Source organism: Corynebacterium sphenisci DSM 44792, assembly GCF_001941505.1.
Lineage (GTDB): Bacteria > Actinomycetota > Actinomycetes > Mycobacteriales > Mycobacteriaceae > Corynebacterium > Corynebacterium sphenisci.
This window is the reverse complement of the sequence record NZ_CP009248.1, coordinates 2,326,007-2,348,689: the sequence shown is the minus strand read 5'-3', so window position 1 is coordinate 2,348,689 and position 22,683 is coordinate 2,326,007. Positions and strand designations below refer to the sequence as shown.

Annotated in this window: 23 protein-coding genes; 7 read left to right on the top strand and 16 right to left on the bottom strand. The window is 75.4% G+C overall.

Annotated elements, in window-relative coordinates; genetic code table 11:
• Positions 1-17: 17 nt before the first annotated feature.
• From CSPHI_RS10735 to CSPHI_RS10725, 3 genes are read right to left on the bottom strand one after another with little or no spacing between them, the layout of a single operon-like run.
• A complete protein-coding gene (locus CSPHI_RS10735) occupies positions 18-2,429 on the bottom strand; it encodes a serine/threonine protein kinase (RefSeq protein ID WP_075693191.1) in 2,412 nt (803 codons plus the stop codon).
• Positions 2,426-3,499 (bottom strand): glutamate ABC transporter substrate-binding protein, encoded by a 1,074-nt coding sequence (locus CSPHI_RS10730; protein WP_075693189.1) that lies wholly within the window; start codon positions 3,497-3,499, stop codon positions 2,426-2,428. Before CSPHI_RS10730 ends, CSPHI_RS10735 begins: the two co-directional genes overlap by 4 nt.
• Complete coding sequence (locus tag CSPHI_RS10725; RefSeq protein ID WP_075693187.1) at positions 3,496-5,109, bottom strand: hypothetical protein; 1,614 nt, start codon at positions 5,107-5,109, stop codon at positions 3,496-3,498. The genes CSPHI_RS10730 and CSPHI_RS10725 overlap by 4 nt, the downstream gene beginning before the upstream one ends.
• 124 nt (positions 5,110-5,233) lie before the next feature.
• Here CSPHI_RS10725 and CSPHI_RS10720 point away from each other — a divergent pair, with 124 nt between their 5' ends.
• Positions 5,234-5,764, top strand: a complete 531-nt coding sequence (locus tag CSPHI_RS10720; protein WP_075693185.1) for an NUDIX domain-containing protein — start codon at positions 5,234-5,236, stop codon at positions 5,762-5,764.
• Between the two features lie 18 nt (positions 5,765-5,782).
• Here CSPHI_RS10720 and CSPHI_RS10715 read toward each other — a convergent pair whose 3' ends face one another.
• Entirely contained in the window at positions 5,783-6,100 is a 318-nt protein-coding gene (locus CSPHI_RS10715) for a hypothetical protein (protein WP_075693183.1), read from the bottom strand.
• A 71-nt stretch (positions 6,101-6,171) separates the two neighbouring features.
• Here CSPHI_RS10715 and CSPHI_RS10710 point away from each other — a divergent pair, with 71 nt between their 5' ends.
• Together CSPHI_RS10710 and CSPHI_RS10705 are read left to right on the top strand one after the other, a co-directional pair.
• Positions 6,172-7,080: an ATP-binding cassette domain-containing protein gene (locus CSPHI_RS10710; protein ID WP_075693181.1), complete on the top strand. Its 909-nt coding sequence runs from the start codon at positions 6,172-6,174 to the stop codon at positions 7,078-7,080.
• Positions 7,077-7,949 (top strand): hypothetical protein, encoded by an 873-nt coding sequence (locus tag CSPHI_RS10705; RefSeq protein WP_075693179.1) that lies wholly within the window; start codon positions 7,077-7,079, stop codon positions 7,947-7,949. The genes CSPHI_RS10710 and CSPHI_RS10705 overlap by 4 nt, the downstream gene beginning before the upstream one ends.
• A gap of 28 nt (positions 7,950-7,977) precedes the next feature.
• Here CSPHI_RS10705 and CSPHI_RS10700 read toward each other — a convergent pair whose 3' ends face one another.
• Positions 7,978-8,562 (bottom strand): MarR family winged helix-turn-helix transcriptional regulator, encoded by a 585-nt coding sequence (locus tag CSPHI_RS10700; protein WP_084210389.1) that lies wholly within the window; start codon positions 8,560-8,562, stop codon positions 7,978-7,980.
• A gap of 175 nt (positions 8,563-8,737) precedes the next feature.
• Entirely contained in the window at positions 8,738-9,535 is a 798-nt protein-coding gene (locus CSPHI_RS10695; RefSeq protein ID WP_075693177.1) for an exodeoxyribonuclease III, read from the bottom strand.
• 85 nt (positions 9,536-9,620) lie between these two features.
• Here CSPHI_RS10695 and CSPHI_RS10690 point away from each other — a divergent pair, with 85 nt between their 5' ends.
• The gene (locus CSPHI_RS10690) at positions 9,621-10,334 is read left to right on the top strand and encodes an RDD family protein (RefSeq protein WP_075693175.1); all 714 of its coding nucleotides are present in this window, start codon (positions 9,621-9,623) and stop codon (positions 10,332-10,334) included.
• Between the two features lie 12 nt (positions 10,335-10,346).
• Here CSPHI_RS10690 and CSPHI_RS10685 read toward each other — a convergent pair whose 3' ends face one another.
• Positions 10,347-11,498, bottom strand: a complete 1,152-nt coding sequence (locus CSPHI_RS10685; RefSeq protein ID WP_084210388.1) for an N-acetylglutamate synthase, CG3035 family — start codon at positions 11,496-11,498, stop codon at positions 10,347-10,349.
• Positions 11,491-12,075: a peptide deformylase gene (locus CSPHI_RS10680; protein WP_075693173.1), complete on the bottom strand. Its 585-nt coding sequence runs from the start codon at positions 12,073-12,075 to the stop codon at positions 11,491-11,493. Before CSPHI_RS10680 ends, CSPHI_RS10685 begins: the two co-directional genes overlap by 8 nt.
• Before the next feature lie 70 nt (positions 12,076-12,145).
• Between CSPHI_RS10680 and CSPHI_RS12550 the strand changes: the two genes are divergently transcribed.
• From CSPHI_RS12550 to CSPHI_RS10665, 3 genes are all read left to right on the top strand, one after another.
• Positions 12,146-12,490 carry a DUF3263 domain-containing protein gene (locus CSPHI_RS12550; RefSeq protein WP_075693171.1) on the top strand — a complete coding sequence of 115 codons (345 nt, stop codon included), beginning with the start codon at positions 12,146-12,148 and terminating at the stop codon, positions 12,488-12,490.
• An 83-nt stretch (positions 12,491-12,573) separates the two neighbouring features.
• Complete coding sequence (locus tag CSPHI_RS10670; protein ID WP_075693169.1) at positions 12,574-13,260, top strand: LytR C-terminal domain-containing protein; 687 nt, start codon at positions 12,574-12,576, stop codon at positions 13,258-13,260.
• A gap of 154 nt (positions 13,261-13,414) precedes the next feature.
• Positions 13,415-13,975: a hypothetical protein gene (locus CSPHI_RS10665; RefSeq protein WP_075693167.1), complete on the top strand. Its 561-nt coding sequence runs from the start codon at positions 13,415-13,417 to the stop codon at positions 13,973-13,975.
• A 12-nt stretch (positions 13,976-13,987) separates the two neighbouring features.
• On the opposite strand, the gene CSPHI_RS10660 is transcribed toward CSPHI_RS10665, so the two are convergent.
• From CSPHI_RS10660 to CSPHI_RS10625, 8 genes are all read right to left on the bottom strand, one after another.
• Positions 13,988-14,281, bottom strand: a complete 294-nt coding sequence (locus tag CSPHI_RS10660) for a hypothetical protein (protein WP_075693165.1) — start codon at positions 14,279-14,281, stop codon at positions 13,988-13,990.
• Between the two features lie 227 nt (positions 14,282-14,508).
• Positions 14,509-15,702 carry a glutamate--cysteine ligase gene (locus CSPHI_RS10655; RefSeq protein WP_075693163.1) on the bottom strand — a complete coding sequence of 398 codons (1,194 nt, stop codon included), beginning with the start codon at positions 15,700-15,702 and terminating at the stop codon, positions 14,509-14,511.
• 124 nt (positions 15,703-15,826) lie between these two features.
• Positions 15,827-16,198, bottom strand: coding sequence for a monovalent cation/H(+) antiporter subunit G (locus CSPHI_RS10650; protein ID WP_075693161.1), 372 nt, complete (start codon positions 16,196-16,198; stop codon positions 15,827-15,829).
• A gap of 1 nt (position 16,199) precedes the next feature.
• Entirely contained in the window at positions 16,200-16,517 is a 318-nt protein-coding gene (locus CSPHI_RS10645; RefSeq protein ID WP_075693160.1) for a monovalent cation/H+ antiporter complex subunit F, read from the bottom strand.
• Entirely contained in the window at positions 16,514-17,155 is a 642-nt protein-coding gene (locus tag CSPHI_RS10640; RefSeq protein WP_075693158.1) for a Na+/H+ antiporter subunit E, read from the bottom strand. The genes CSPHI_RS10645 and CSPHI_RS10640 overlap by 4 nt, the downstream gene beginning before the upstream one ends.
• Positions 17,152-18,846: a Na+/H+ antiporter subunit D gene (locus tag CSPHI_RS10635; protein WP_075693156.1), complete on the bottom strand. Its 1,695-nt coding sequence runs from the start codon at positions 18,844-18,846 to the stop codon at positions 17,152-17,154. The genes CSPHI_RS10640 and CSPHI_RS10635 overlap by 4 nt, the downstream gene beginning before the upstream one ends.
• The gene (locus CSPHI_RS10630) at positions 18,836-19,333 is read right to left on the bottom strand and encodes a Na(+)/H(+) antiporter subunit C (RefSeq protein WP_075693154.1); all 498 of its coding nucleotides are present in this window, start codon (positions 19,331-19,333) and stop codon (positions 18,836-18,838) included. The genes CSPHI_RS10635 and CSPHI_RS10630 overlap by 11 nt, the downstream gene beginning before the upstream one ends.
• Positions 19,330-22,368: a Na+/H+ antiporter subunit A gene (locus CSPHI_RS10625; RefSeq protein WP_075693152.1), complete on the bottom strand. Its 3,039-nt coding sequence runs from the start codon at positions 22,366-22,368 to the stop codon at positions 19,330-19,332. Before CSPHI_RS10625 ends, CSPHI_RS10630 begins: the two co-directional genes overlap by 4 nt.
• Between the last annotated feature and the right edge of the window lie 315 nt (positions 22,369-22,683).

Sequence of the window (22,683 nt, the reverse complement as noted above, 5' to 3'; positions counted from 1 at the left end):
CCGATCCCGGGCGGGTCCTAGAACAGGGTGGGCGGCCGGATCGCGTTGGCCATGTCCACCAGCCGGTAACGGTGCCGGGGGAAGGGGGCGTTGCGGGCCAGCTGGCGCAGCCCGGTCTCCAGCCCGGTGCGCAGCCCGGTGACCGTGAAGGGCACGTCGAAGAGCTCGTTGGGGGAGGCCGCCTGCTGAAGATCATTGGCCCGCAGCCAGTTCAGGGCGGCGGTGAGCACCGCGATCCGCAGCTGCTCCAGGCGGGGCTCGTTGGTGGGCAGCTCGGTGAGCCGCCGCGCCGCCCGCCGGATCCGGGATTCGGTGAGCTGCTCCGGGCTGCCGGTGATGAGCAGCAGGATGGTGGTCAGCCGGGCCAGCCGGTGGTGCCGGGAGGCCGCCGGCACCCGGTCCAGCATGGCGATCGCCATCTCGTGCTGGCCCTCCGCGGTGAGCTGCCGGGACAACCCGAAGGCGGAGGAGACGGTGGTGCGGTTGGTGGCCCACACCATGGCGTAGAGCCGGGTGGCGTGGAAGCGCATCGCCCGCGGGTCGTGGGCGTCGGTGGTCCACTTGTCGTTGATCTCGGCGAGCACCGACTCCGGCAGCTGGTCGAGGTCCTTGTCCAGGTTCGCCACCGCCCGGATCACCCCCGGCTCCAGCACCGGCCGGTCGTTGAGCCCGGCCTGCTGCAGCATCAGCTCCAGGGTGGCCGCCAGCGCCAGCTTCGGCGCCGGCTCCCCGGGCAGCATCGCCAGCACCCGGTTGAAGGACTGCAGCGCCGGGTCGTACTCGTCGAGCAGCAGCTCGGTGATCCCCCGGTACCAGCGGCAGCGCCAGTCCCGGGCCAGCCGCTCCGGGGCGTCGTCGAGCAGATCCCGGGCCTCCTCGGTGGCGCCCAGGTCCAGGTGCGCGCGCACGATCGCCAGCGGGATCTCCACGCTGCCGGCGTAGTCCGGGGTGTCCAGGGCCTCGGTGAGGTTGTCGATGAGCTCCCCGGGCTCGGTGTAGGAGGCCGCGGAGAGCAGCCGGGAGCCCGGATCCCCGGAGTGCACCAGCGGCACCGGCAGCGCCGCGGTGATCTCCGGCGGGGTGATGATCACGTCCCGGGTGATCCCGTCGACCAGCTGGTCGGTGCGGAACACCCGGTGCTTGGTGCCGTAGGTGGAGCGCTGCGGGGAGAACAGCGACCACAGGTGCGGGTGCTGCACCCCGTCGCGCACCGCCAGGATCTCCCGGAGCACCCCCACCAGCTGCGCGGACATCTCCTCCGCGGAGCCGAAGCGCTCCGCCGGGTCCTCCGCGCAGGCCCGGCTGAGCAGCCGGTACAGGCTGAGGTTGCGCCGGAACACCGGCTCCTCCATCGGGGTGGGCAGGCCCGGGTCGTACACCCCGCCGGTGGCCGGCAGATCCACGATCAGGCTGGCCAGGGTGCGGCCCACGGTGTAGATGTCACTGGCCACGGTCGGCCCGGTGGAGCCGACCTCCGGGGCCTGGAAGCCGGGGGTGCCGTAGATGTGCCCGTAGGCGCCGATCCCGGTGACCGCGCCGACGTCGATCAGCTTGACCTGGTCCTCCGCCAGCAGCACGTTGTCCGGTTTCAGGTCGTTGTAGACCACCCCCCGGGAATGCAGGTAGTCCAGGGCGGGCAGGATCTCCAGGATGTAGCCGATGGCCAGGTCGATGGCCATCACCCCGCCCGGCTCCGCCCGGCGGCGCTGCCGCAGGCTGGGCCCGCCGACGTACTCCATGACGATGTAGCCGGTCTCCCCGCCGGCCTCGTCGATGAAGTTGAAGATCTTCACGATCCCGGGGTGGGTGATCTCGGCGAGGAACTCCCGCTCCGCCTCCACGATGGCGCTGTTGCGCTCGTCCCCGGCGCCCATCATGCCCTTGAGCACCACCCACCGGTCGGAGACGTTGTGGTCCATGGCCAGGTAAATCCAGCCCAGCCCGCCATGGGCGATGGGCCCGACGATCTCGTACTGCCCGGCGACGACCTCCCCGGCGGCGAGCTTCGGCGCGGGTTTGCCGCTGGCGGCCACCGCCTCCGGGGAGGCCACCGCGTCCCGGGGGTTGGTGGGGGTGATGAAGGGCAGCTGCACCATCCCGTCGGCGACCACCCGGCCGGGCCGGGAGCGGGTGCGCCGCTCCCGGAAGGTGCTCAGCGCCCGCCGGTGCGACTCCGCCGAGGGGTCCGCGGCCGCGCCGGCGCCGGCGTCGGCGTCCACGGTGGCGGCGGTGCCGCCGAGCAGCTCCGCCAGATCCACCGAGTCGAGGTCCTCCTCATCGGCGAAGGGGTCGTAGGCCACCGCCGCGGTGCCGGGCTCCGCCCGACTCGCCCCGGTGCCCGGGGCCGAAGGCTCCCCGCCGGGGCCGGGGCCGGTGCCGCGGGCGTCCGGATCCCCGAGATCCGGGTGCCCGCCGGTGCCCTGGGTCATGCGCCCTCCTCCTCACCGGGATCATCGCCGCCGGGGCCCGCGCCGTCACCGGCGGGGGCCTCCGGGGCCTCCTCCTCCGGTTCCGCGTAGCGCGGCGCCGGGGGGTCGGCGGGGTCGAGGTAGCGGCCCAGGGACTCGTCGTAGAGCCGCCGCCAGGTGCCGTCGCGGCGGATCCGCTCCAGGGTGGCGTTGATCTGGCGCTGCAGCCCGGTGTCGCCCAGCGGCACCGCCACCGCGTAATCCTCGGTGGACAGCCGCTCGCCGACGATCACGGTGCCCGGATCCTGGGCCCGGATCCCGGCGAGGATGAAATCATCGGCGAGCAGCGCGTCGGCCTGGTGCTGCTGCAGCGCCACCAGGCAGTCCCCCCAGTTCGCGACCAGCAGCAGGGTGGACTCCGGGGCGAGCTCGCGGGCGGTGTCCTCGCTGGTGGTGCCCCCGGCGACGCACACCCGCCGGCCCGCCAGATCCCCGACCCCGGCGATCCCGGAGCTGCGGGTGGTGAGCAGACCGGCGGCGGCGGTGAGGTAGGGCGCGGAGAAGCTCACCCGCCGGGTGCGCTCCCCGGTGACCGTCATGGTGCGGATCACCGCGTCCACCCGGCCCTCGGCGAGCATCCGGATCCGCTCCGCGGAGTCGACGTAGCGGAAGTCCACCGCATCCGGGTCGCCGAAGATGTCCCGGGCGACCTCCCGGGCCAGCTCCACCTCGAACCCGGTGAGCCGGCCGGCGCCGTCGCGGTAGCCGAGCAGGTTCAGCGAGGAGTCCACGCCGATGATGATCCGGCCGCGGGCGACGATCCCGGGCACCCGCTCGGCCGGCTCGGCCGCGTCCGGCGGCGGGGTGGCCGCGTCGCCGGGGGTCTCCGCCGGCCGGGCCGGGGCGTCCGCGGCGCTGTCGTAGCGGGCCCCCGGGGGCAGCGGCACATCGCCCTGCGCCTCCGCGATGAGCCGGGTGTAGGGGTCCTCCACCAGCGGCGCGGCCGGGCCGCAGCCGGCCAGCGGCAGCGCCGCGGCGAGCGCCGCGGCGAGGATGCGGCGGCGGCGGCGGGGTCGGGTCCGGGTGCTCACAGGAACTCCAGCAGGGGCTGGCGGAAGCCGACGGCGACGCCGACGGCGGCGAGGATGGTCAACGCGACCACCCCGGCGGACATGCCGGCGGTGGCCACCCGGGCGTTCTCGATCCGGGTGCGCAGATCATTGCGGGATTCGGCGATGGCGTCCTGCAGGGAGGAGTCCAGCTCCGCGAAGGAGCGCGCCGAGGAGGCCCCGTCCACCCCGATCCCGGTGGCCACCGCGGTGGCCGCGTCATAGTCCCCGGCGTCGATGAGCGCGGCCATCCGGTCATGGGCGACCCGCCACCGGGACAGCGCGCGGGAGGCGTCCAGGATCGCCGCGTCCCGGGCGCCGCCGATCGTGTCCCCGGCCGCCCCGGAGCGGTCCGCCGCGTCGACCAGCAGCTTCTCGATCCGGTCGGCGGATTCGCCGAACTCCTCCTCCCCGCCGGGGCGGCGGTGCACCAGGTCCAGGGTCTCCGTGGCCCGGGTCTGCTGGGCGGAGATCCGGGCCTCGGTGAGCAGCTCCACCGGCGGCGCCGAGCCCAGGGTCTCCTCCCCGCGCCAGGCGAACAGGGTGGTCGCGCCGACGCCGAGCACCGCCACCGCGAGCAGCGCGGTGGCGCTGGCCAGGCCCGGGTTGAGCAGCCGGCGGGTGCGCCGGGTGAGCCGCCACTGGGCGACGACCAGCATCAGGATCGCCGCGGCCAGCCCGGACAGCGGCACCCAGGGCAGCCCGGTGAGCGCCGGGCGCTCCCGGGCCACCGCCGCGGAGGTGCCCCGGTAGAGCTCCGCGGCGGCGGGCAGGATCCGCTCCTGCATCAGCGCGGAGGCCTCCGCCAGGTAGGACACCCCCACCGGGTGGCCCTGCCGGGTGTTCGCCCGGGCGGACTCCACCAGCCCGGTGTAGACCGGCACCAGCCGCTGGATGGTGGAGATGTCGTTCATCTGCGGGCTGTCCACGTCGGTGATCCCGGCGGCGGCGCGGGTGCCGGCCAGCGCGGCCTGCGCGATCGCGTCATCGTAGTCGCGGCGCAGCCCCGCCGAGGACTGGTCCGGGCCCCGGCTGAAGGCGGTGTTCGCCGAGGCGTCGGCCACGGACAGCGCCGAGTACAGGTTCTGCGCGGCATGGGCCAGCGGCTCGGATTGCACGCTCATCACGTGCAGCCGCTCCTGGCGGCCGCTGGTGGAGCCGGCCATGGACAGCCCGGCGGCGAGGATCGCCACGATCAGCACCACCGCGGCGACGCTGAGCCGGCCCGGGGAGGTGACCAGGAAGGACAGCGCCCGGCGGGGCCGCTCCAGGGCGGGCAGCACCCGGGTGGCCAGGATGCCGGTGTCCTTGCGCGGCCCGCGCAGCTCCAGATCGTCGAGGCGCTCATCGGCGTCCCGGTGGTCCAGCCGGGGCCGGCGCCGCCCGGTGGAGCGGTGCGCGCCCTGGCCGCCCCGGCCGTGCCGGTCATGCGGGCCCGCATCGGCGCCGTCGCCCCGATCATGGCGGTCATGCGGCCCGGCGCCGCCGGCCGCCTCGGCCGGGCCGGGGCGGGGGCGCCGGCGGAACCGGTGCCGCCGGGGGGTGCGCCGGACGCCGCGGGCGCCGTCGTCGCCGCCAGCGTCGCCGGTCATCGCCTCACCTCCGCGGCCCGTCCCGCCGCACCGGCCGGCGGGTTATCCAGCCTCATGCTAGTCGGCCACTGTTGCCTGCGAAACCACAGGGGAACCCGGGGGCGGGCGGCGGTAGGGTGGGGCCATGCTTCACGACGGCAACGGCTGGTCCGCGGGCCCCGACGGGGCCCGGCTCTGGGGGCGCTTCGGGGCGGCGGGGCTGCTCGCCTTCACCCCGGACGGGCGGATCCTCATGCAGCACCGGGCGGAGTGGACCTCCTGCCCGCTGACCTGGGGGCTGCCCGGCGGCGCCCGGGACTCCCACGAGAGCGCCGAGGACGCGGCGCTGCGCGAGGCCGAGGAGGAGACCGGGGTGCGCGCCGGGCAGGTGCGGGTGCTGCACGCCGAGATCACCGCCGGGCCGCATCCGGCGGATCCGGAGCGCCCGGAGCTGGCCGGGGACTGGACCTACACCACGGTCTTCGCCCGGGTGCCGGGGCCGCTGCCCACGGACCCGAACGCGGAGTCGCTGGCCCTGGCCTGGGTGCCCGCCGAGGAGGTGCCGCAGCTGGATCTGCTGCCCGCCTTCCGGGGCTCCTGGCCCCGGGTGCGCGCGGTGCTGCGCCGGCTGCTCGCCGGGGGCGGCGATCCCGGCGCGCCCGGGCCGCGGGGGTAGCCGGCCGCGGGCGGCGGGCTAGGCGGTGCTGTCGGACCAGGCCGCGGCGGCGGTGGCCAGGGAGGTCGCCGCGATCACGGCCGGCCAGGAGCCGATCTTCTTCGCCAGCGGGTGGGAGAGCCCGAAGGCGCCCACGTAGGCGCCGACCAGGGCGGCGCCGGCGGCGCCGTGCCGGGTGAACCAGGTGCGCGCGGCGTAGCCGCCGAGCAGCGCCAGCGGCACCCCGCCGATCGGGCGGACCCCGGTTTCCCGGGCGGTGAGCCAGCCGCCGATGAGACCGGTGACGACCAGGGGCGCGGTGTTGACCTCGGAGGCCTTCTTCAACGTCATGTTCATTCCCCCGACGCTAGTCCGGGCCCGCCGGATTGGGAATGCCCGGCCGCCGCGGGGGTGGCACACTGGGCGCCATGATCGAAGTCACCGGACTGACCAAGCGCTTCGGCGGCGCCCCGGCCGTCGAGGACGCCTCCTTCACGGTGCGCCCCGGCGCGGTCACCGGCTTCCTCGGCCCCAACGGGGCGGGCAAGACCACCACCCTGCGCATGATCCTGGGCCTGGACCGCCCCGATGCCGGCACCGCCCGGATCGACGGCCGCCGCTACCCGGAGCTGGAGCACCCCACCCGGGTGGTGGGCGCGCTGCTCGACGCCGGGGACATCACCCCGCGGCGGCGGGCGCGGGATCATCTGCGCTGGCTGGCCGCCGCCGCCGGGATCGGCGACGACCGGGTGGAGGAGGTGCTCGGCCTGGTCGGCCTGGCCGATGTCGCCGGCAAACGGGCCGGGGAGTTCAGCCTGGGCATGCTGCAGCGGCTGGGCCTGGCCGCCGCGCTGCTCGGCGACCCGGCGCACCTGGTGCTCGACGAGCCGGTCAACGGGCTCGACCCGGAGGGCATCGCCTGGGTGCGCGGGCTGCTGCGCGACCTGGCCGCCGAGGGGCGCACCGTGCTGGTGTCCTCCCATCTGCTCGCGGAGATGGCGCGGACCGCCGACCACGTGATCGTGATCGGCCGGGGCCGGATCCTCGCCGACGCCCCGGCCGCGGAACTCGCCGCCGGGGCGGGTCCGCGCACCCGGGTCGCCGCCGCCGATCCGGAGGCGCTGCGCCGCGCCCTGGCCGCCGCCGGGCTGGCCCCGGTGGCCGGCGCCGGGGCCGGCGGGGCGCTGGTGGTGCCCGCCGGGGCCGCGGAGGTCGGCCGGGCGGCGCTGGCCGGCGGGGTGGCGCTCACCGAGCTCACCGCCGTTGGCGGGGGACTGGAGGAGGCCTTCATGGAGCTCACCGGATCGGCCGTGGACTACCGGGGAGGCGCGGCGTGAGCGCGGCGGGGATCCGGCCCGGCGGGTCGCCGGCGGGGCGCGGCGCGCGGCTGCCGAATGCGGTGCGCGCGGAATGGCGCAAATTCGCCACCGCCGGGGCGGCCCGGCACCTGCCGGCGGCGATCCTGCTCATCGCGGTGGCCCGGGCGGTGCTCACCGCCCGGATCTACGCCTGGGGCTATGCGGATCTGGTCCCCGGCGACGCCACCGGCCTGGAGCGGCTGCTGGACATCTCCCCGGCCCGCTTCGCCGAGGCCGCCACCGGGATCGGCGGACTGCTCGCCCTGGTGCTGGGGGTGCTGGTCGTCACCGGGGAGTACGCCACCGGGCTGATCCGGGCCACCGCGCTGGCGCTGCCGGATCGGCGGCTGGCGCCGGCGGCGAAGGCCCTGGTGGCCGGGGCGGTCGCCGCGGTGGCGCTGGCCGCGGCCGCCGGCGCCGCGGTGCTCGCCGGGCATCTGGCGCTGCCCGGGCCGCTGGCCGCGGCGGTGCCGCTGGCCGATGCGGAGGTGGCGCGGCTGCTGCCGGCCACGGCGGTGGCCGGGGCGCTCCTGGCGACCCTGGGGGTGGGCCTGGGCCTGCTGCTGCGCCGGGCGGGGGCGGCGGTGCTGCTCGCCCTGGTCTGGTGGTGGCTGGTCGAGCCGGCGCTGCCGGGGCTGCCCCGGGTCGGCGAGGCGCTGGCGCCGTGGCGGCCCTTCGCGGCGCTCACCGCCGCCCTGGGCGGGGACTCGCCCTTCCGCGGGGTGCGGCTGCCCTGGGCGGAGCCGGCGTGGGGCCTGGCCTATTTCGCGCTCTGGGCGCTCGCCCTGCTCGCGGCGGGCGGCTGGGCCTGGGCGCGCCGGGACGTGCGCCCGGTGGCCGGGGACTAGCGGGGCCCGCCCGCGGGCGGGGCGCCGGCTAGACCTTCTTCTGCCGGCGCTGGTGATCCTCGACGAAGCTCTCCGAATGCTCGGTGAGCTTCAGCAGCGCCGGCACCGCCCGGATCAGGGCGCGCACATCCTCGGTGTCCATGGTGGCCACGATCCGGGAGATGATCTCCCCCCAGTGCTCGGTGACCTGGGCCAGGGTGCCCTGGCCCTGCTCGGAGATGTACAGGTCCTGGGCGCGGCGGTCATGGGCGTTGTGCTCCCGGGTGAGCAGCCCGTTGTCCAGCAGCCGGCGCACCGTGGCGGAGACGTTGGAGGGGCGCAGGAAGCGCTGCCGGGCGATGTCGGAGACCCCGCAGCCGGGGTGCCGGGAGACGAAGTGCAGGATCTCCATCTCGGACTGGGAGATCTCCACCCGCTGATTGGGCCGCTCCCCGAGCCGGCGGGTGGCGGCGAGGAAGTCGTAGAGCCCGGAGGCGATCCGGCGCACATCGCCCTGGGTCTCCGGGTCGAGGCTGATCCGGCCGCCGGCGGCCCCGCCGGTCGCGGCATCCCGGGCGGTCCCGGCGGCGGCGTCCTCGTCGGCGGCCCTGCGGCGGTTGGCATCGGAGCCCATGGCGTACCTTCCCTCATGCTTCCTCGTGCGGCGGCCCCGGCCGGGGCCGGGCGCCGATTGGTGACGATAATATCTTTTCATCGTAGAAATCCGTCACGCGAAGATCCGGGAAAACGGGGCAAACCCCACCCCCGCGCCGGTGGCGGGCACCCGCGACCGGGGGAGGCCGGCGGCGCTACACCCGGTAGTCCACCAGCACCGGGGCATGATCCGAGGCGCCCTTGCCCTTGCGCTCCTCCCGGTCGATGGCGGCGCCGGCGACGGTGGCGGCCAGCGCCGGGGAGGCCAGCTGGAAGTCGATCCGCATGCCCTGCCGCTTCTGGAAGCGCAGCCGCTGGTAGTCCCAGTAGGTCCACTCGCCCTCGGTGTGCGCCCGGGTGACCTCGGCGAAGCCGGCGTCGACCAGGGCGGCGAAGGCGGCCCGCTCCTCGGGGGTGACGTGGGTGGCGCCGGCGAATTCGGCCATGTCCCACACGTCCTCGTCGCGGGGGGCGATGTTGAAGTCGCCGACCAGGGCGGCCCGGAGCTCCGGGTCCGCGGCGAGATCCGCGGCGGCGGCCTCACGCAGTGCGGCGAGGAAGTCCAGTTTGTAGCGGAAATGGGGATCGCCCACCTCCCGGCCATTGGGCACGTAGAGCGAATGCACCCGCACCCCGCCGCAGGTCGCCGCGATATGCCGGGCCTCCAGGGGCTGCTCGGCGTCGGGGTCCTTGGCGAAGCCGGGCTGGCCGGGGAAGCCCCGGGTGACCGAGTCCAGGCCCACCCGGGAGACGATGGCCACCCCGTTCCACTGGTTCAGCCCGTGGTGGGCGACCTCGTAGCCGGCCTCGATGAGCCGTTCGGCGGGGAATTGGTCATCGCGGCATTTGGTCTCCTGCAGCGCCGCGACGTCCACGTCATGGCGCTGCAGCACCCCCAGGATGCGGTCGATGCGGGTGCGGGCGGAGTTGACGTTCCAGGTCAGGATGCGCATGCCGCCCGAGGCTACACCGCCGCCGGCGGCCCCGGCCGGGGGTGAACGGGGGAACAAACCCCGCCGCGGCGCCGTTGATCCCGATATGAGCACCCCGCAGCCGCCCCGTCCGCGCCCCGGCGCCCCGGTGGCCGATCCGCTGCTCGCCGAGGCCGCCCGGCTGCGCCGCGGCGCCGAGCCCGGGGGCTGGGCCGCGGCCCTGGATCCGCTGCTGGACGCCCCCGCCGCCCCCGCGCCGGCGCCGTACCCGTCCCGGTCCGCCCCGGTCGCCGCCGCCGGCGGGCCGGATCCGCGGATCGCGCCGCGCACCAGCGCCGCCGCCGCGGCGCTCGGCTACGACCCCGCCGCGGTCAACGCCCCGATCCCGCGCCGCGCCGGCGCGGTGCTGCTGGATCTGGCGATCTACCTGGCGGTGCTCGGCGGGGTCGCCCTGGCCGCGGGCCTGGGCCTGTCCGCGGAGCATGCCGCGGTGGTGCTCGGCGCCGGGGCGGTCACCGGCCCGGCCGGGTTCTACGCCTACCGCGCCGCCGGGGACGCCATCTTCGAGGGCTCCCCCGGCAAGCGGGCCCTCGGCCTGCGCATGTCCGGACCGCATGGGCTGCCGGTGTCCGGCGGGGACGGGCTGCGCCGCAACCTGTGGATCCTGCCGAGCCTGATCCCGGTGGCCGGCTGGCTGGTCACCGCCGCGATGATGGTGTGGATCGCCGTCGGCATGGGCTCCGATCCGCTGGGCCGCGGCCCCCATGAGCGCGCGGCCGGCACCCGGGTCACCGAGAAACCGGGGCCCCGGCTGCCCTGAGCCGCCGCCGGGCTAGCCGGTGTACTCGGCGTAGCGGTGCCGGTGGTGCTCGCCGAAGCCGAGCCGCCGGTAGAGCGCCAGGCCGGCGGCGTTCTCCGCGATCACCTGCAGGTAGAGCCCGTCGGCGCCGTTGGCCACCCCCCAGTGCATCATGTGCAGCCCGAGCAGGGTGCCCAGGCCGCGGCGGCGCAGCCCCGGGGTGACCTCCACGGCGGAGAAGCCCAGCCAGGTGCGGCCGTCATCGGAGTCGGTGAGCGTGCCGCGGGTGATCGCCACGGTGCGCCCGTCCAGGGTGAGCCGGCCGAAGCTCATCCGGCCGTCGATGTCGTCCATGAGCAGCCGCAGCGCCCGCTCCGGCAGGGCGTGCCCGCGGAAGTGGTACAGCCCCAGCCAGTCCGCGTCCGGCTTGTCCAGCACCTCGGCGCGCACCCCGGCCAGCGCCGGGTCCGCGGGGGCGGCCGCGGCGGGCAGGTCGGCGGCCTCGCGGGTCATCACCACGATCTCGGGCCCGCGGGTCCAGCCGGGGCCGCGGGTGAGCTTCTCCGCGGGCGGGCAGATCCGGTCCGGCACCGCGATCCGCACCGGCAGCCGGTGCCGGGCGTAGAAGGCGGTGATCTCCTCCAGCGGCACCGGGGCGGTGCCGGCGGCGGGGCCGACCGGCAGCGCCGAATTGGAGCGCTCGGTGATGCCGTCGCCGGCGCGCAGTAGCCAGCCGCCGCACCAGGTGTGCTCGATGCCGGGGAAGGCCTTCGCGGTGGCGGCCTCCACGGCGCGGATGTCGGAGTTGCGCACCGGCGCATCGGAGAGGGTCTTCACCACCAGCACCCGGTGGCCGCTGAAGTCCACCGGCGCCACCTCCTCCCCGGCGCGGGTGCCGCGGGGCCCCTGCGGGCGCACCACCAGCGGGTCCACGCTGAGCACGTGCCCGATGAGGTCGGTGACCTTCTCCGGGGACTCGGCGCGCTCGGCCTCGGTGCGGGCCCGGCGCACGATCACCCGGCGGCCCACCGCCACCGGCCCGGAGCCCCAGCGGGATTCGGGCAGCCCGGTGGCCGCTCCGGGGGCGCCGCCGAGCACCGGGTACTTCACCGGGCCGCGGGCCCCGCGGCCGCCGCTGCCGCCGCCGGCCGGGTCCGGTTCGGTGCCGGGGCCGGGCTCAGGCATCGTCGTGGCCGAAGGGGTCGCGGTCCACGCCGGGGGTCCAGGTCAGGCCCGGTCCGGTCCACCCGCGGCGCTTGATCTCCTTCTTCGCGTGCCGGCGGTGCCGGCCGATCAGGGTGTCCGTGTAGAGGAGGCCGTCGAGATGGCCGACCTCGTGCTGCATGCACCGGGCGAGCAGCCCGGTGGCCTCGATGGTCACCGGCTCGCCGTGCTCGTCCACCCCGGTGACCGTGGCGCGCTCGGCGCGGCCGGTGGGGAAGGACAGCCCCGGCACGGACAGGCAGCCCTCGTCATCGGAGCCGTCGTCGGCGGGCATGGTCTCCGGGATTTCGGAGGTCTCCAGCACCGGGTTGATCACGCAGCCGCGGTGGACCACCCCGGTGTCGTCGGGGCAGGCGTAGACGAAGAGGCGCTTGCCCACCCCCACCTGGTTCGCGGCCAGGCCCACCCCGTGCGCGGCGTCCATCGTCTCGTACATGTCGGCGATGAGGCCGGCGAGCTCGGCGACGGGCTCGTCCACGGCGGCGGTGGGGTTGTGCAGGACGGGGTCTCCGGCGATGACGATGGGGAGGATGGCCATGCGGGACAGGGTACTCGGGCGCCCGGGTGTCGTGCGCGGGTGGTTTCGCGCGGGTGGTTTAGTGGTCGGCATGGAACCCCGCCGCGACCCCGCCGCCGGACCCGGCCCCGCCGCCGGGGAGCCCGGCGGCGCCGCCGACCCGGGTGCGGCGGCGCCGGCGCTGGCCGGGGACACCGGCGGGGTGGATCCGGCGCTGGCCTGGCGGATGCTGCGCTTCGAGCGGCGCTGGGTGACCTCCCGGCGCACCGCGGCGCTGGGCCCGGCCGCGCGCGAGGAGGCGGTGCGCGCCGAGTTCGGGATGGCCCCGCTGCGCTACCACCAGCTGCTCAACCGGCTGATCTCCTCGCCCGGGGCGGAGGCGGCGGATCCGGTGACCGTGCACCGGCTGCAGCGGCTCCGGGACGGGGCGGGCTGAGCCGGGCCGGCGCCGCCCCGGCGCGGCCATTGCCCCTCAACCTGAGCCTCACGGTGGCGTGCGGCACCCGTTACGATGGGCGCGTGTCCGAATTCAGCGAAGGAAACCGCCCCCGCCCCGCCGGCCGCCACCGCGGCGATGACGACTACGAGTACTACGACTCGATCGACGAGGAGGTCGCCGGCGCAACCGCCGCCGGCGGCGGCGAGGCCGCCGGGGTGCCGCTGCGCGGTCTGGCGATGGTGCTGATCTTCATCGGCGTGATCCTCGCCGCCTGGGGCGTCTACCACCTGATGTCCCGGGACCAGGGCGACGCCCTGGACCAGGCCGCCTCCTCCACCGCGGCCACCGCCCCGGCCGAGGCGGACCAGGGCGGCGGGCCCGCCGGCGGCGACGCCGGGCGCCCCGGCGCCCCCGGCGAACCCGCCCCGGGCGAGCCCGCCCCGGGGGAGCCGGCGCCGGCCGCGCCCGCCCCGGTGGACCGGGCCCGGGTGCATGTGCAGGTGCTCAACAACGGCATGGTCGCCGGCCGCGCGGAGCAGACCGCCGGGGAGCTCGGCGGCCAGGGCTGGGGCAATGTCGGGCACGGCAACCTGTCCGACGCGGAGTACCGGGTGCAGGCGGACACCGTCTTCTTCACCCCGGGCAACGCCGCCGAGGAGGCCGCCGCGAGGGAGCTCGCCGAATCCCGCGGGCCCGGCTGGGTGGTCGCCGAGCGCCCCGCGGAACTCGCCGGGCAGCCCGCCGGGCTGCTCGTGGTGCTGACCTAGCCGCGGCGCCCGCCCCCGGTGGGGTGGCGCGGGTGATCCCCCCCGCGCGGGCCGCGTGCCCGGGGCGGTATCCTCACCGGGTACGCCGATCGGGGCGCCGACGCCCCGGCTCCGCCAGCCCACCCGCACCCGCAGCACCCGGAGAGGTATATCCATGCACCGTCGGATCCACGCCCCCGCGGCGGCCCTCGCGGCCGCCGCGCTGCTCCTCGGCGGCTGCGGCGGCACGGATCCGGCGACGCCGGAGGGGACCGCGGCGAGCACCTCCGCCGGGCCGGTGGCCGCGGTTGACCCGGACGCCCCGGAGCTCACCGAGCGCGGCCGGGTGCACAACATGCTCGCCGACGATGACGAGGGGATGACCGCCGTGGTGGCCCGGGTGCGGGTCGCCTACGCGGAGGGCTGGACCGGCCTGGTCGACGACCCCGCCGCCCCCGCCACCCTGGACGAGGGCGTCTACGAGGTGCGCGCCCTGGGCTCGCGGAACTGCCCCGGCGCCGGGGCGGAGGCCCCCGAGGGCCTGGGCGCGGTGGGTGAGGTGCACGCCGACGGCGCCGGGTCCGCGCAGGTGTGGTCCACCCCCCTGGAGCAGGACCCGGACGCGGTGGCCCAGCTCATTCTGGTCGACGACGAGGAGGAGGTCGCCGGCTGCGGCAAGGCCGTGGATTGGACCCCGCCGGCCGAACCGGACGGTGAGGTCGCGGACGGCTCCTGAGCCCGGCCGGGGCTAGCCCCGGAACGCCGGCGCCGACTCGATCCCGCTGGAGACGCGGATGAGGGAGACGCCCAGCAGGATCGCGCCCACGAGGGTCACCACGGCGATGATGAGCGCCGCCATGGACAGGGTGCGGTGTTCCGGACCACGCCGGAGCGACACCGCGCCGATGACGAGTCCGACGACGGCTGCGGGGATCGCGATGAGCGGGATCCACATCAGCGTCACCGCTCCGACGATCGACAGGATCAGGGCGAGGATAGGGAGCTTGCCGGCGGTGTTTTCGGCGGTCCGGGTGCTGGTCACGGGGGATGCTTCTCGAGTGTCGGTACCGGGGTTCTCCGGCATGATCGTCCCTTCTTCGGCATGTGGGCGTCTCGTGGATGGGTGATGCAGTCTCGGGCTGCGGCCGGGACGATAGCGCATCCCGCCGGCCGGCGTAAGGGGTCCGGGCCGGGGAGGGGACCCGGGTTCACCGCCCGGGACCGGTGTTGCCGGCCATGTCGGGGCGGCCGCGGCGGCTGCGGCGCAGCTCAGGGCAGCGGTCGGCCGGCGGCCATCTCGCGTACCCCCAGGTCCACCGCCGCCGCCCAGGGGGAGCCGCCCAGGGCGGCCTCCACCTCGCGCACCCGCGGCTCGGTGGCCAGGGGCGGCAGCGCGCCCGCGGCCACCGCGGCGCGGCGCTGCCGCTCGTAGCCGGCGCCGGATTCCACGATCTCCCAGACCCGCTCCAGTTCGGTGGCGCAGTTGAGCTCCCGGGCCACCGGGCGCAGCTCCTCGAGCAGATCCGCCAGATCCTCGGTGACCCAGCGCTCCCGGGTGTCCCGGTCCACGATGATGAGCGCCTCCATCCCGTAGCGGGCGGCGCGCCACTTGTTCTCCTCGGTGTGCCAGGGCTGGATCCGGGGCAGCTCCTCGCCGCGGTCCAGCATCCGGTCGTAGTGCACCACCAGGGCGTGCGTGAGCGCCACGATCGCGGAGAGCTCCCGCAGGTTCGAGGTGGAGTCGGAGATGCGCACCTCGATGGTGCCGAGCTTCGCCGCGGGCCGGATGTCCAGGTGCATCGACCGGGTGTGGTTGATCACCCCGGAGGTGGCCTGATCGTGCATGTAGGAGCACCACTGGTCCCAGGTGCCGATGTCCGGGGGCAGCCCCGCGGTGGGCAGCTGCTGGTAGAGCAGGGAGCGGTTCGAGGCGTAGCCCATGTCCTCGCCGTTCCACGCCGGGGAGGAGCAGGACAGGGCCAGCAGATGCGGCAGCCGCACCTGGATCGCGTTGATGATCGGCCACACCCGCTCCGCGGAGCGGATCCCCACGTGCACGTGGATGCCCCAGATGAGCATCTGCCGGCCCCACCACTGGGTGCGCTTGAGGATCTCCTGGTGCGCGGGCTTCTCGCTGATCACCTGGTCGGTGCCCCGGGTGTAGGGGTGCGAACCGGAGGACCACACGTCCACGCCGTGGATGTCCGCGGCGGCCTGCACCATGCGCAGCCGGCCCCCGAGATCGGCCACCGCCTCGGGCACGTCGGCGCAGATGCCGGTGACCAGCTCCACGGTGTTGGCGAGGAACTCCCGCTGGATGCCGTGGTCGGGGTGGTCCGCGGCGATCGTCTCCAGGACCTCCGGGGCGCAGGGGACCGTGTCCCGCGTGGCGCGGTCGACGAAGACGACCTCCCACTCGACGCCGAGGGTCGGGCGGGGCGAGCCGGCGAAGATCTCGGTCATTGTCCTATTTGAACACATATGACGGTGCCCGGGGCAAGGCCCGGAGAAAAGGTTAACCGGGTGTACTGCCGGTCCCGGGCCCCGGCGCCGGCGCCGGCCGCGCCCGGATCCGGCGGGGGCGCGCTCAGCGGCGGCGCCGCCCGGGGTCGGCGGCCTCGTCGTCCCGGGAGAGCCGGGTGCGGTCCACCAGGCCCTCGCGCTTGGCCACGCTGGCGGTGCGGTTGCTCACCACCGGGGCGGTGGCCAGGGCGAACAGGCCGGTGAGCACCAGCATGCCGATATCGCCGCGGATCTGGGCGCCGCCGCCGGAGTGCAGCAGCAGATGCCCGATCACCCCGGCGAGGGTGAGCAGCAGGCCCATGGTCTGCGGTTTGGAGGAGGCGTGCATCCGGGCGATGGAGTCGCGGAAGCGCACCATGCCCAGGGCCGCGGAGAGGCTGAACAGGGCCCCGAGGAGGATCAGGACCAGGGTGAGCAGATCGGCGGCGAGGGCCATCTCAGGCCTCCTTCCCGGTGCCGGGGGCGGCGGCCTTGCCGCCGCCGCGGTCGTCGGGCACCCGGAACCGGGCCACCGCCAGGGAGCCGATGAAGCCCAGCAGCGCGATCACCAGCATCGGGTAGGCCCAGGAGGTGTCCATGGTCCAGGCGATGTACGCGGCGAGCAGGCCCTGCATCATCGCGATCAGGGAGTCCAGGCTGACCAGCCGGTCCAGGCTGTTCGGCCCGGCGAGCAGCCGGCCCAGCGTGAGCAGCGCGGCGACCAGGTAGATCCCGGCGGCGAGGGCCAGGGCGAGGTGGTAGGCGTGCATGCTCATCGGCGGCCCTCCCGGATCGCGGCATGGTCGTGGCCGACCCGCCCGGCGGCGCCGGCGGCGTCGGCGGCCCCGTCGGCGGGGTCGCGGTCCTCGAAGGCGCGGATCACCCGCCGCTCCATCGCGGCGAGCTGGCCCAGGGTGGCGTCGATCCGGCCGGTGGAGGAGCCGTCCAGGATGTGCATGGTGAGCATCCCGGCGCGTTTGTCGATGTCGGTGACGATCCCGCCGGGCTGCAGGTTGATCAGGGCCACCGCGGTGGCCAGGGTGAGATCGTCGCGGGTGCGCATCGGGGTGCGCACGATCGCCGAGGGCGGCGGGTCGGCGCGGCGCACCGCCAGCCAGGCCACGGACAGCGAGGCCCGGGTGAAGTCGATCGCGAAGGTCGCCGCCAGGGTGGCCATCGCCGGCCAGTTCACGTCGATGGCGCGCACCGGCACCCGCGGCATCGGCAGCGCCAGGCTCACCGCCGCGGCCACCGCCACCCCGGAGAGCAGGTTCGCGGTGGTGGCCTCCCCCCACAGCAGCAGCCACATCGCCACCAGCCAGGCGAACATCAGCGCCGAGGGCCGGGCCCGGCGCACCCGGGCCGCCGGGGCCCCCGCCGCACCGCGCCGATCCCGCCACCGGAGCCCGCTCATCGCGCCCCCTCCCGCCGGGCGCCCACCGAACGGCCCGCCTGGTCGGCGTCGCCGGCCGGGTGCAGGGTGCGCCCGGGTTCGAGCACCTCCGCCTGCTGGGCGGGGTCCTGCACCCCGAGCACCGCCGCCCGGTAGCCGTCCACGTCGGCGACGTTGGCCGCCGCCCGGTCGGCGATCGCCACCAGCGGCCCGGCGAGCACGGTCACCGCCAGGGAGGCGGCGACCAGCAGCGCGGTGGGCGCCACCATGGACACCGGCATCCGGCCGACGTCGGCGCGCTCGGCGTAGCTGACGTAGCGCGGGTTCTCCCGCAGCGCCAGTGGCCGGGCCAGCGCCACATCGCCCTCCGGGGCGTCGGAGCGATCCCGCCAGAACACCTTCGACCACACCAGCACCATCGTGTACAGGGTGAGCAGGGAGGTCGCCACGGAGCCGGCGACGAGCACCCAGGCGGTGGCGGAGCCGTTCTCCGCCCCGGCGATGATGAGCGCCACCTTGCCGAGGAAACCGGAGAAGGGCGGCACCCCGCCGAGGTTCAGCGCCGGCAGCAGGAACAGCACCGCCAGCGCCGGGGAGGCCTTCGCCAGCCCGCCCAGCCGGCGCAGCGAGGACGAGCCCGCCTGGCGCTCGATGAGGCCCACCACGAGGAACAGCGCGGTCTGCACCAGGATGTGGTGCACCGCGTAGAAGATCGCCCCGGACATGCCCCGGGCGTTGCCCAGGGCGATGCCGAAGATCATGTAGCCGATGTGGCTGACCAGGGTGAAGGACAGCAGCCGCTTGATGTCGGTCTGCGCCATCGCGCCGAGGATGCCCATGAGCATGGTGGCCAGCCCCGCCCACAGCAGCAGCCCGTCGAGGGAGCCGTCGGGGAAGAGCACCGAGCGGGCCCGGATGATCGCGTACACGCCGACCTTGGTGAGCAGCCCGGCGAAGACCGCGGTGACCGTGGACGGGGCGGTGGGGTAGGAGTCCGGCAGCCAGGAGGACATCGGGAACACCGCCGCCTTCACCGCGAAGGCCACCAGCAGCACCCCGAAGATGGCGGTGCGGGTGCCCTGCGGCAGCGCCTCCATCCGGATCGAGGCATGGGCGAAGTTCACCGTGCCCACCGCCGCGTAGACCAGGGCGATGGCCAGCAGGAACACCGTGGAGGAGAGCATGTTGACCACCACGTAGCTCACCCCGGCGCGGATCCGCTGCGCGGAGGCGCCCAGGGTGAGCAGCACATAGGAGGCCACCAGCAGCACCTCGAAGCCGACGTACATGTTGAACAGGTCCCCGGCCAGGAAGGCCATGGACACGCCCATGTTGAGCAGCAGGTAGCTGGGCACGAACACCGAGATCGGGTCATCGTCGTCGCCGTCGCGGATGCCCTGGCCGATGCCGAAGAGGAACACCGCGAAGAGCACCAGCTGGCTCACCGCGACCATCACCGTGGACAGCCCGTCGGCGACCAGGGTGATCCCCACCGGGGAGTTCCAGCCGCCCACCTGCACCGTGTGGATGCCGTGCACCTGCACCAGGTACACCAGCGCCGGGGCGAGCACCAGGAGGGCGGACAGCGCGAACAGGCTCAGCGCCTGCTGCGCCCGGGGCCGCCGGGACAGCAGCAGCGAGGCCCCGGCGGCGGCGGCCGGCAGCAGCACCGGCATCGGGATCAGGGCCAGGATCAGCGCATCAGGGCTCATCGGGATCCCCCTCCCGCACCGGCGCCTCGAAGCTCTCCGGGCCGAACCGGTCCCCGGCGTCGGTGGGCCGGCCGGTGGCCGGGTCCGCCGACTTGTCGTGATCCGGGGCCGCGGTCGGGTCGTCGGCGCGGCGCCGGGCCAGCTCCCGGTCCGCCCGGTCGTCCTGGATCCGGTCGCCCACCCGGTACCGGTGCTGCCGGTAGGCCAGGGCCAGGATGAACGCGCTCATGCCCATCATGATCACGATCGCGGTGAGGATGAGCGCCTGCGGCAGCGGATCCGCGGCCCGGTCGTGCACCAGGGAGCCCCGGCCCAGGATCGGCGGGGCGCCGGGATCGCCGGCGGTGAGCAGGATCAGCAGGTTCACCCCGTTGCCCAGGAGCATCAGGCCCATCAGCATCCGGGTGATCGCCCGGTCCAGCAGCAGGTACACGCCGCAGGCGACGAGGACGCCCACCGCGGCCAGCCCCGCGAAGTCGATGATCATCGGCCGCCACCGCCCCCGGCCGCACCGGGCGCCCCGGTGGCGTCGGCCGCCCCGGCGCCGCCGTCGAGCAGCCGGCGCGCGGCGCGCTCCGCACCCGCCCGGTACTGCCGGGTGCGGCCCAGCTTGGTCAGGGTCACCCGGCGCGAGCGGGCCCGCTCCGCGCGCCGCTCGGCCTCCACGTCCAGCCGGCCGCCCAGGGAGCGCAGGATGTAGAGCACCGCCCCGATCACGATCAGGTACACCCCGGCGTCGAAGAACAGCGCGCTGACCACGGTGACCTCCCCGATCCCGGGCAGCCGCACGGTGAGCAGATCCGAGGCCAGCGGCGGCCGGCCCAGCGCCATCGGCCAGGCCACCGAGGCCGCGGCCAGGGTGAGCCCCCCGCCGAGCAGCGCGTCGGTGGACACCGGCATCGCCTCGGCGAGCTCCCAGCGGCCCCCGGCCAGGTAGCGCAGGGTCAGCGCCAGCGCGGCGACCAGGCCGCCGGCGAAACCGCCGCCGGGGGCGTTGTGCCCGGCGAAGAAGAGGTAGGCGGAGAGCACCATCATGGAGGGGAAGAGGAAGCGGGTGACCACGGTCACCATCAGCGGCCGGCGGCCCCGGTCCACCGGGGAGCCGGAGGTGGTCAGCCAGCGCGGATCGGCGCGGCGATCCCGCCGGGAGCGGCCGGACTCCACCCGGGGCAGCGAATGCACCGTGTGCGTGCGGAACACCAGGGAGGCGATGCCCACCGCGGCGATCACCAGCACCGAGATCTCCCCGAAGGTGTCCCAGGCGCGGATGTCCACCAGCAGCACGTTCACCGCGTTCTTGCCGTGCGCGATGGTCTCCGCCAGCTCCGGCACCGGCGCGGAGACCGGGGCGGCGCGCCGGGCGGCCAGGGCGAAGGCGCCGAGGACGGCGACGGCCACGCCGACGCCGACGGCCAGCCAGGCCCGGGCGCGCAGCCACTCCGGGCCCGGGTCCGGGGCGCGGGCCGGCAGGGTGCGCAGCACCAGCACGAAGACCACCACGGTCATGGTCTCCACGAGCAGCTGGGTCAGCGCCAGGTCCGGGGCGCCGGCCAGGGCGAAGAGGATGCCCAGGCAGTAGCCGGTGACCCCGACCAGGATCACCCCGGTGAGCCGGTTGCCGGTGCGGGTGGCCGCCAGCGCGGCGAGCACCATGATGAGCGCCGCCGCGCCCTGGCCGGGCGCCGACCAGGGCCGCATCACCAGGTCATCGCGATCGCCGAGGACCAGGGCGGCCACCGGCACCACGATCAGCACGCCGAGGATGATCGCCTCGGTCATCGGCAGCGAACCGCGCTGGGTGGAGGCGGTGGCGCGCAGGGACAGCCGGCGGGCGGCGTCCAGGGTGGCGTCGTAGAGCGCGTCGGCGTCGCCGAGGGCGGGTTTGGCGAAGGCCAGCCGGCGCACCAGGGCGCGCAGCCGGAACATCAGGTAGCCGGTGCCCAGGATCACCGCGGTCAGCGCCACCGCCGCCCCGGGGCCGTGCCACAGCGCCAGATGCGGTGGCGCCGGCTCCGGCAGCGCCCGGTCCAGGTGGATCGCGAAGGCCGCGTCGGCGGCGCCGGGGGCCAGTCCCGCGGCCACCCCGGCCAGGGCGGGCAGGGCGGCCGGCACCAGCATCCACCGGGAGGGCCGGCCCATCGCGGCCACCGCCGCGGAGACCCCGCCGCCGCTGGGGTGGTCGGCGGGCTTGTCCGCGAAGGCGCCGTGCAGCAGATGCAGGGTGTAGGCGACGGTGAGGATGGAGCCGACCACGATCCCGGCGGCGGTGAACACCCCGGGCATGCCGGCCAGCGGCTCGGCGTCGAGCACCGCGGAGATCGCCTGCTCCTTGGCCACGAAGCCGAACAGCGGCGGCAGCCCGGCCATCGAGGCCCCGGCCAGGGCGGCGATCCCGGCCAGCCGCCGGGAGCGCCCGCCGAGCCCGGACAGCCGCCGGATGTCCCGGGTGCCGGTGGTGTGGTCCACCGCCCCGGCGACCATGAACAGCGCCGCCTTGAACAGGGCGTGGCCGAAGGTCAGGGCCAGCCCGGCGAGCAGCGCCGCCCGGGTGCCCACCGCGGTGACGGTCATGATGAAGCCGAGCTGGCTGACCGTGCCGTAGGCGAGGATGAGCTTCAGATCGGTCTGCCGCAGGGCCATCCAGCCGGCCATCACCATGGTGAGCAGGCCCAGCGGCAGGATCGCGAGATGCCAGGAGCCGGTGCCGGCGAAGACCGGGGAGAGCCGGGCGACCAGGAACACCCCGGCCTTGACCATCGCCGCCGAGTGCAGGAAGGCGGACACCGGGGTGGGCGCGGCCATCGCCCCGGGCAGCCAGAAGTGCAGCGGCGCGATCGCGGACTTGGACAGCGCGCCGATGATGAGCAGCACCACCGCCACGGCCACCGCGCCGCCGCCGGTGGTCGCCGCGTCGAGCGCCCCGGGGGCGGTGAGCTCGGAGAAGGACCAGATCCCGGTGCTGTGCCCCATCAGCACGATGCCGATGAGCATGACCAGGCCGCCGAGGGTGGTCACCAGCAGCGCCTGCACCGCCGCCCGCCGGGAGCTGGCCCGTTCCGCGTAGTAGCCGACGAGCAGGAAGGACAGCACCGAGGTGAGCTCCCAGAACACGTACATCAGGAGCATCGAGTCGGCGACGACCAGGCCGTACATGGCCGCGGCGAAGCCGGTGAGCTGGGCGGCGAAGGCGCCCAGCCGGCGGCGCCGGCCCGGCGGGGGATCGGGGAAGTACCCGGTGCAGTAGACGAGGATGAGCGTGCCGATGGTGAGCACCAGGGTGCCGAAGAGCGCCTCCAGGGGGCCCAGCCGCAGGGTGATGTCCAGGTGCAGGGTGGGTACCCAGGTGGTGGCCTCGGCGCGCGGGGCGGCGCCGCGGCCGAGCTCGACCAGCCGGGCGGCGGTCCACGCGGCGCCCCCGGCCAGCGGGAGCGCCAGCAGCGGGAAGCCGCGGGTGCCCAGCCGGTGGATCGTCCCCGGTGCCAGCGCCGCGACGGCGAGCAGCAGGCAGATGAGGACGGTCATGGCCCCCATGATGCTGAACTGCGTGACGAATCCGCAACAGCGCCGCAGGTGGCGCGGGATGGGGGCGCTGCGGGGGTAGGCAAGTGTTTCCTACGTGTTACAGCCCTTGCCAGCCCACGGGCTGTCCAGTTTCATGCATAGCGCGGACGGTGTTCCGCCGCGTAGCCATGCCGCCGGCCCGGTGGCCGGGCCATGTGAGGCGGATGCGCCCCGTGGTTCGGGATGAGCGACGAGACGACGGCGCAGACGACAGCAGAGACGACGGGAAGAGGCAGGGTGCGGGACAAGACGATGGCGGGATCCCCCGCCGCACGC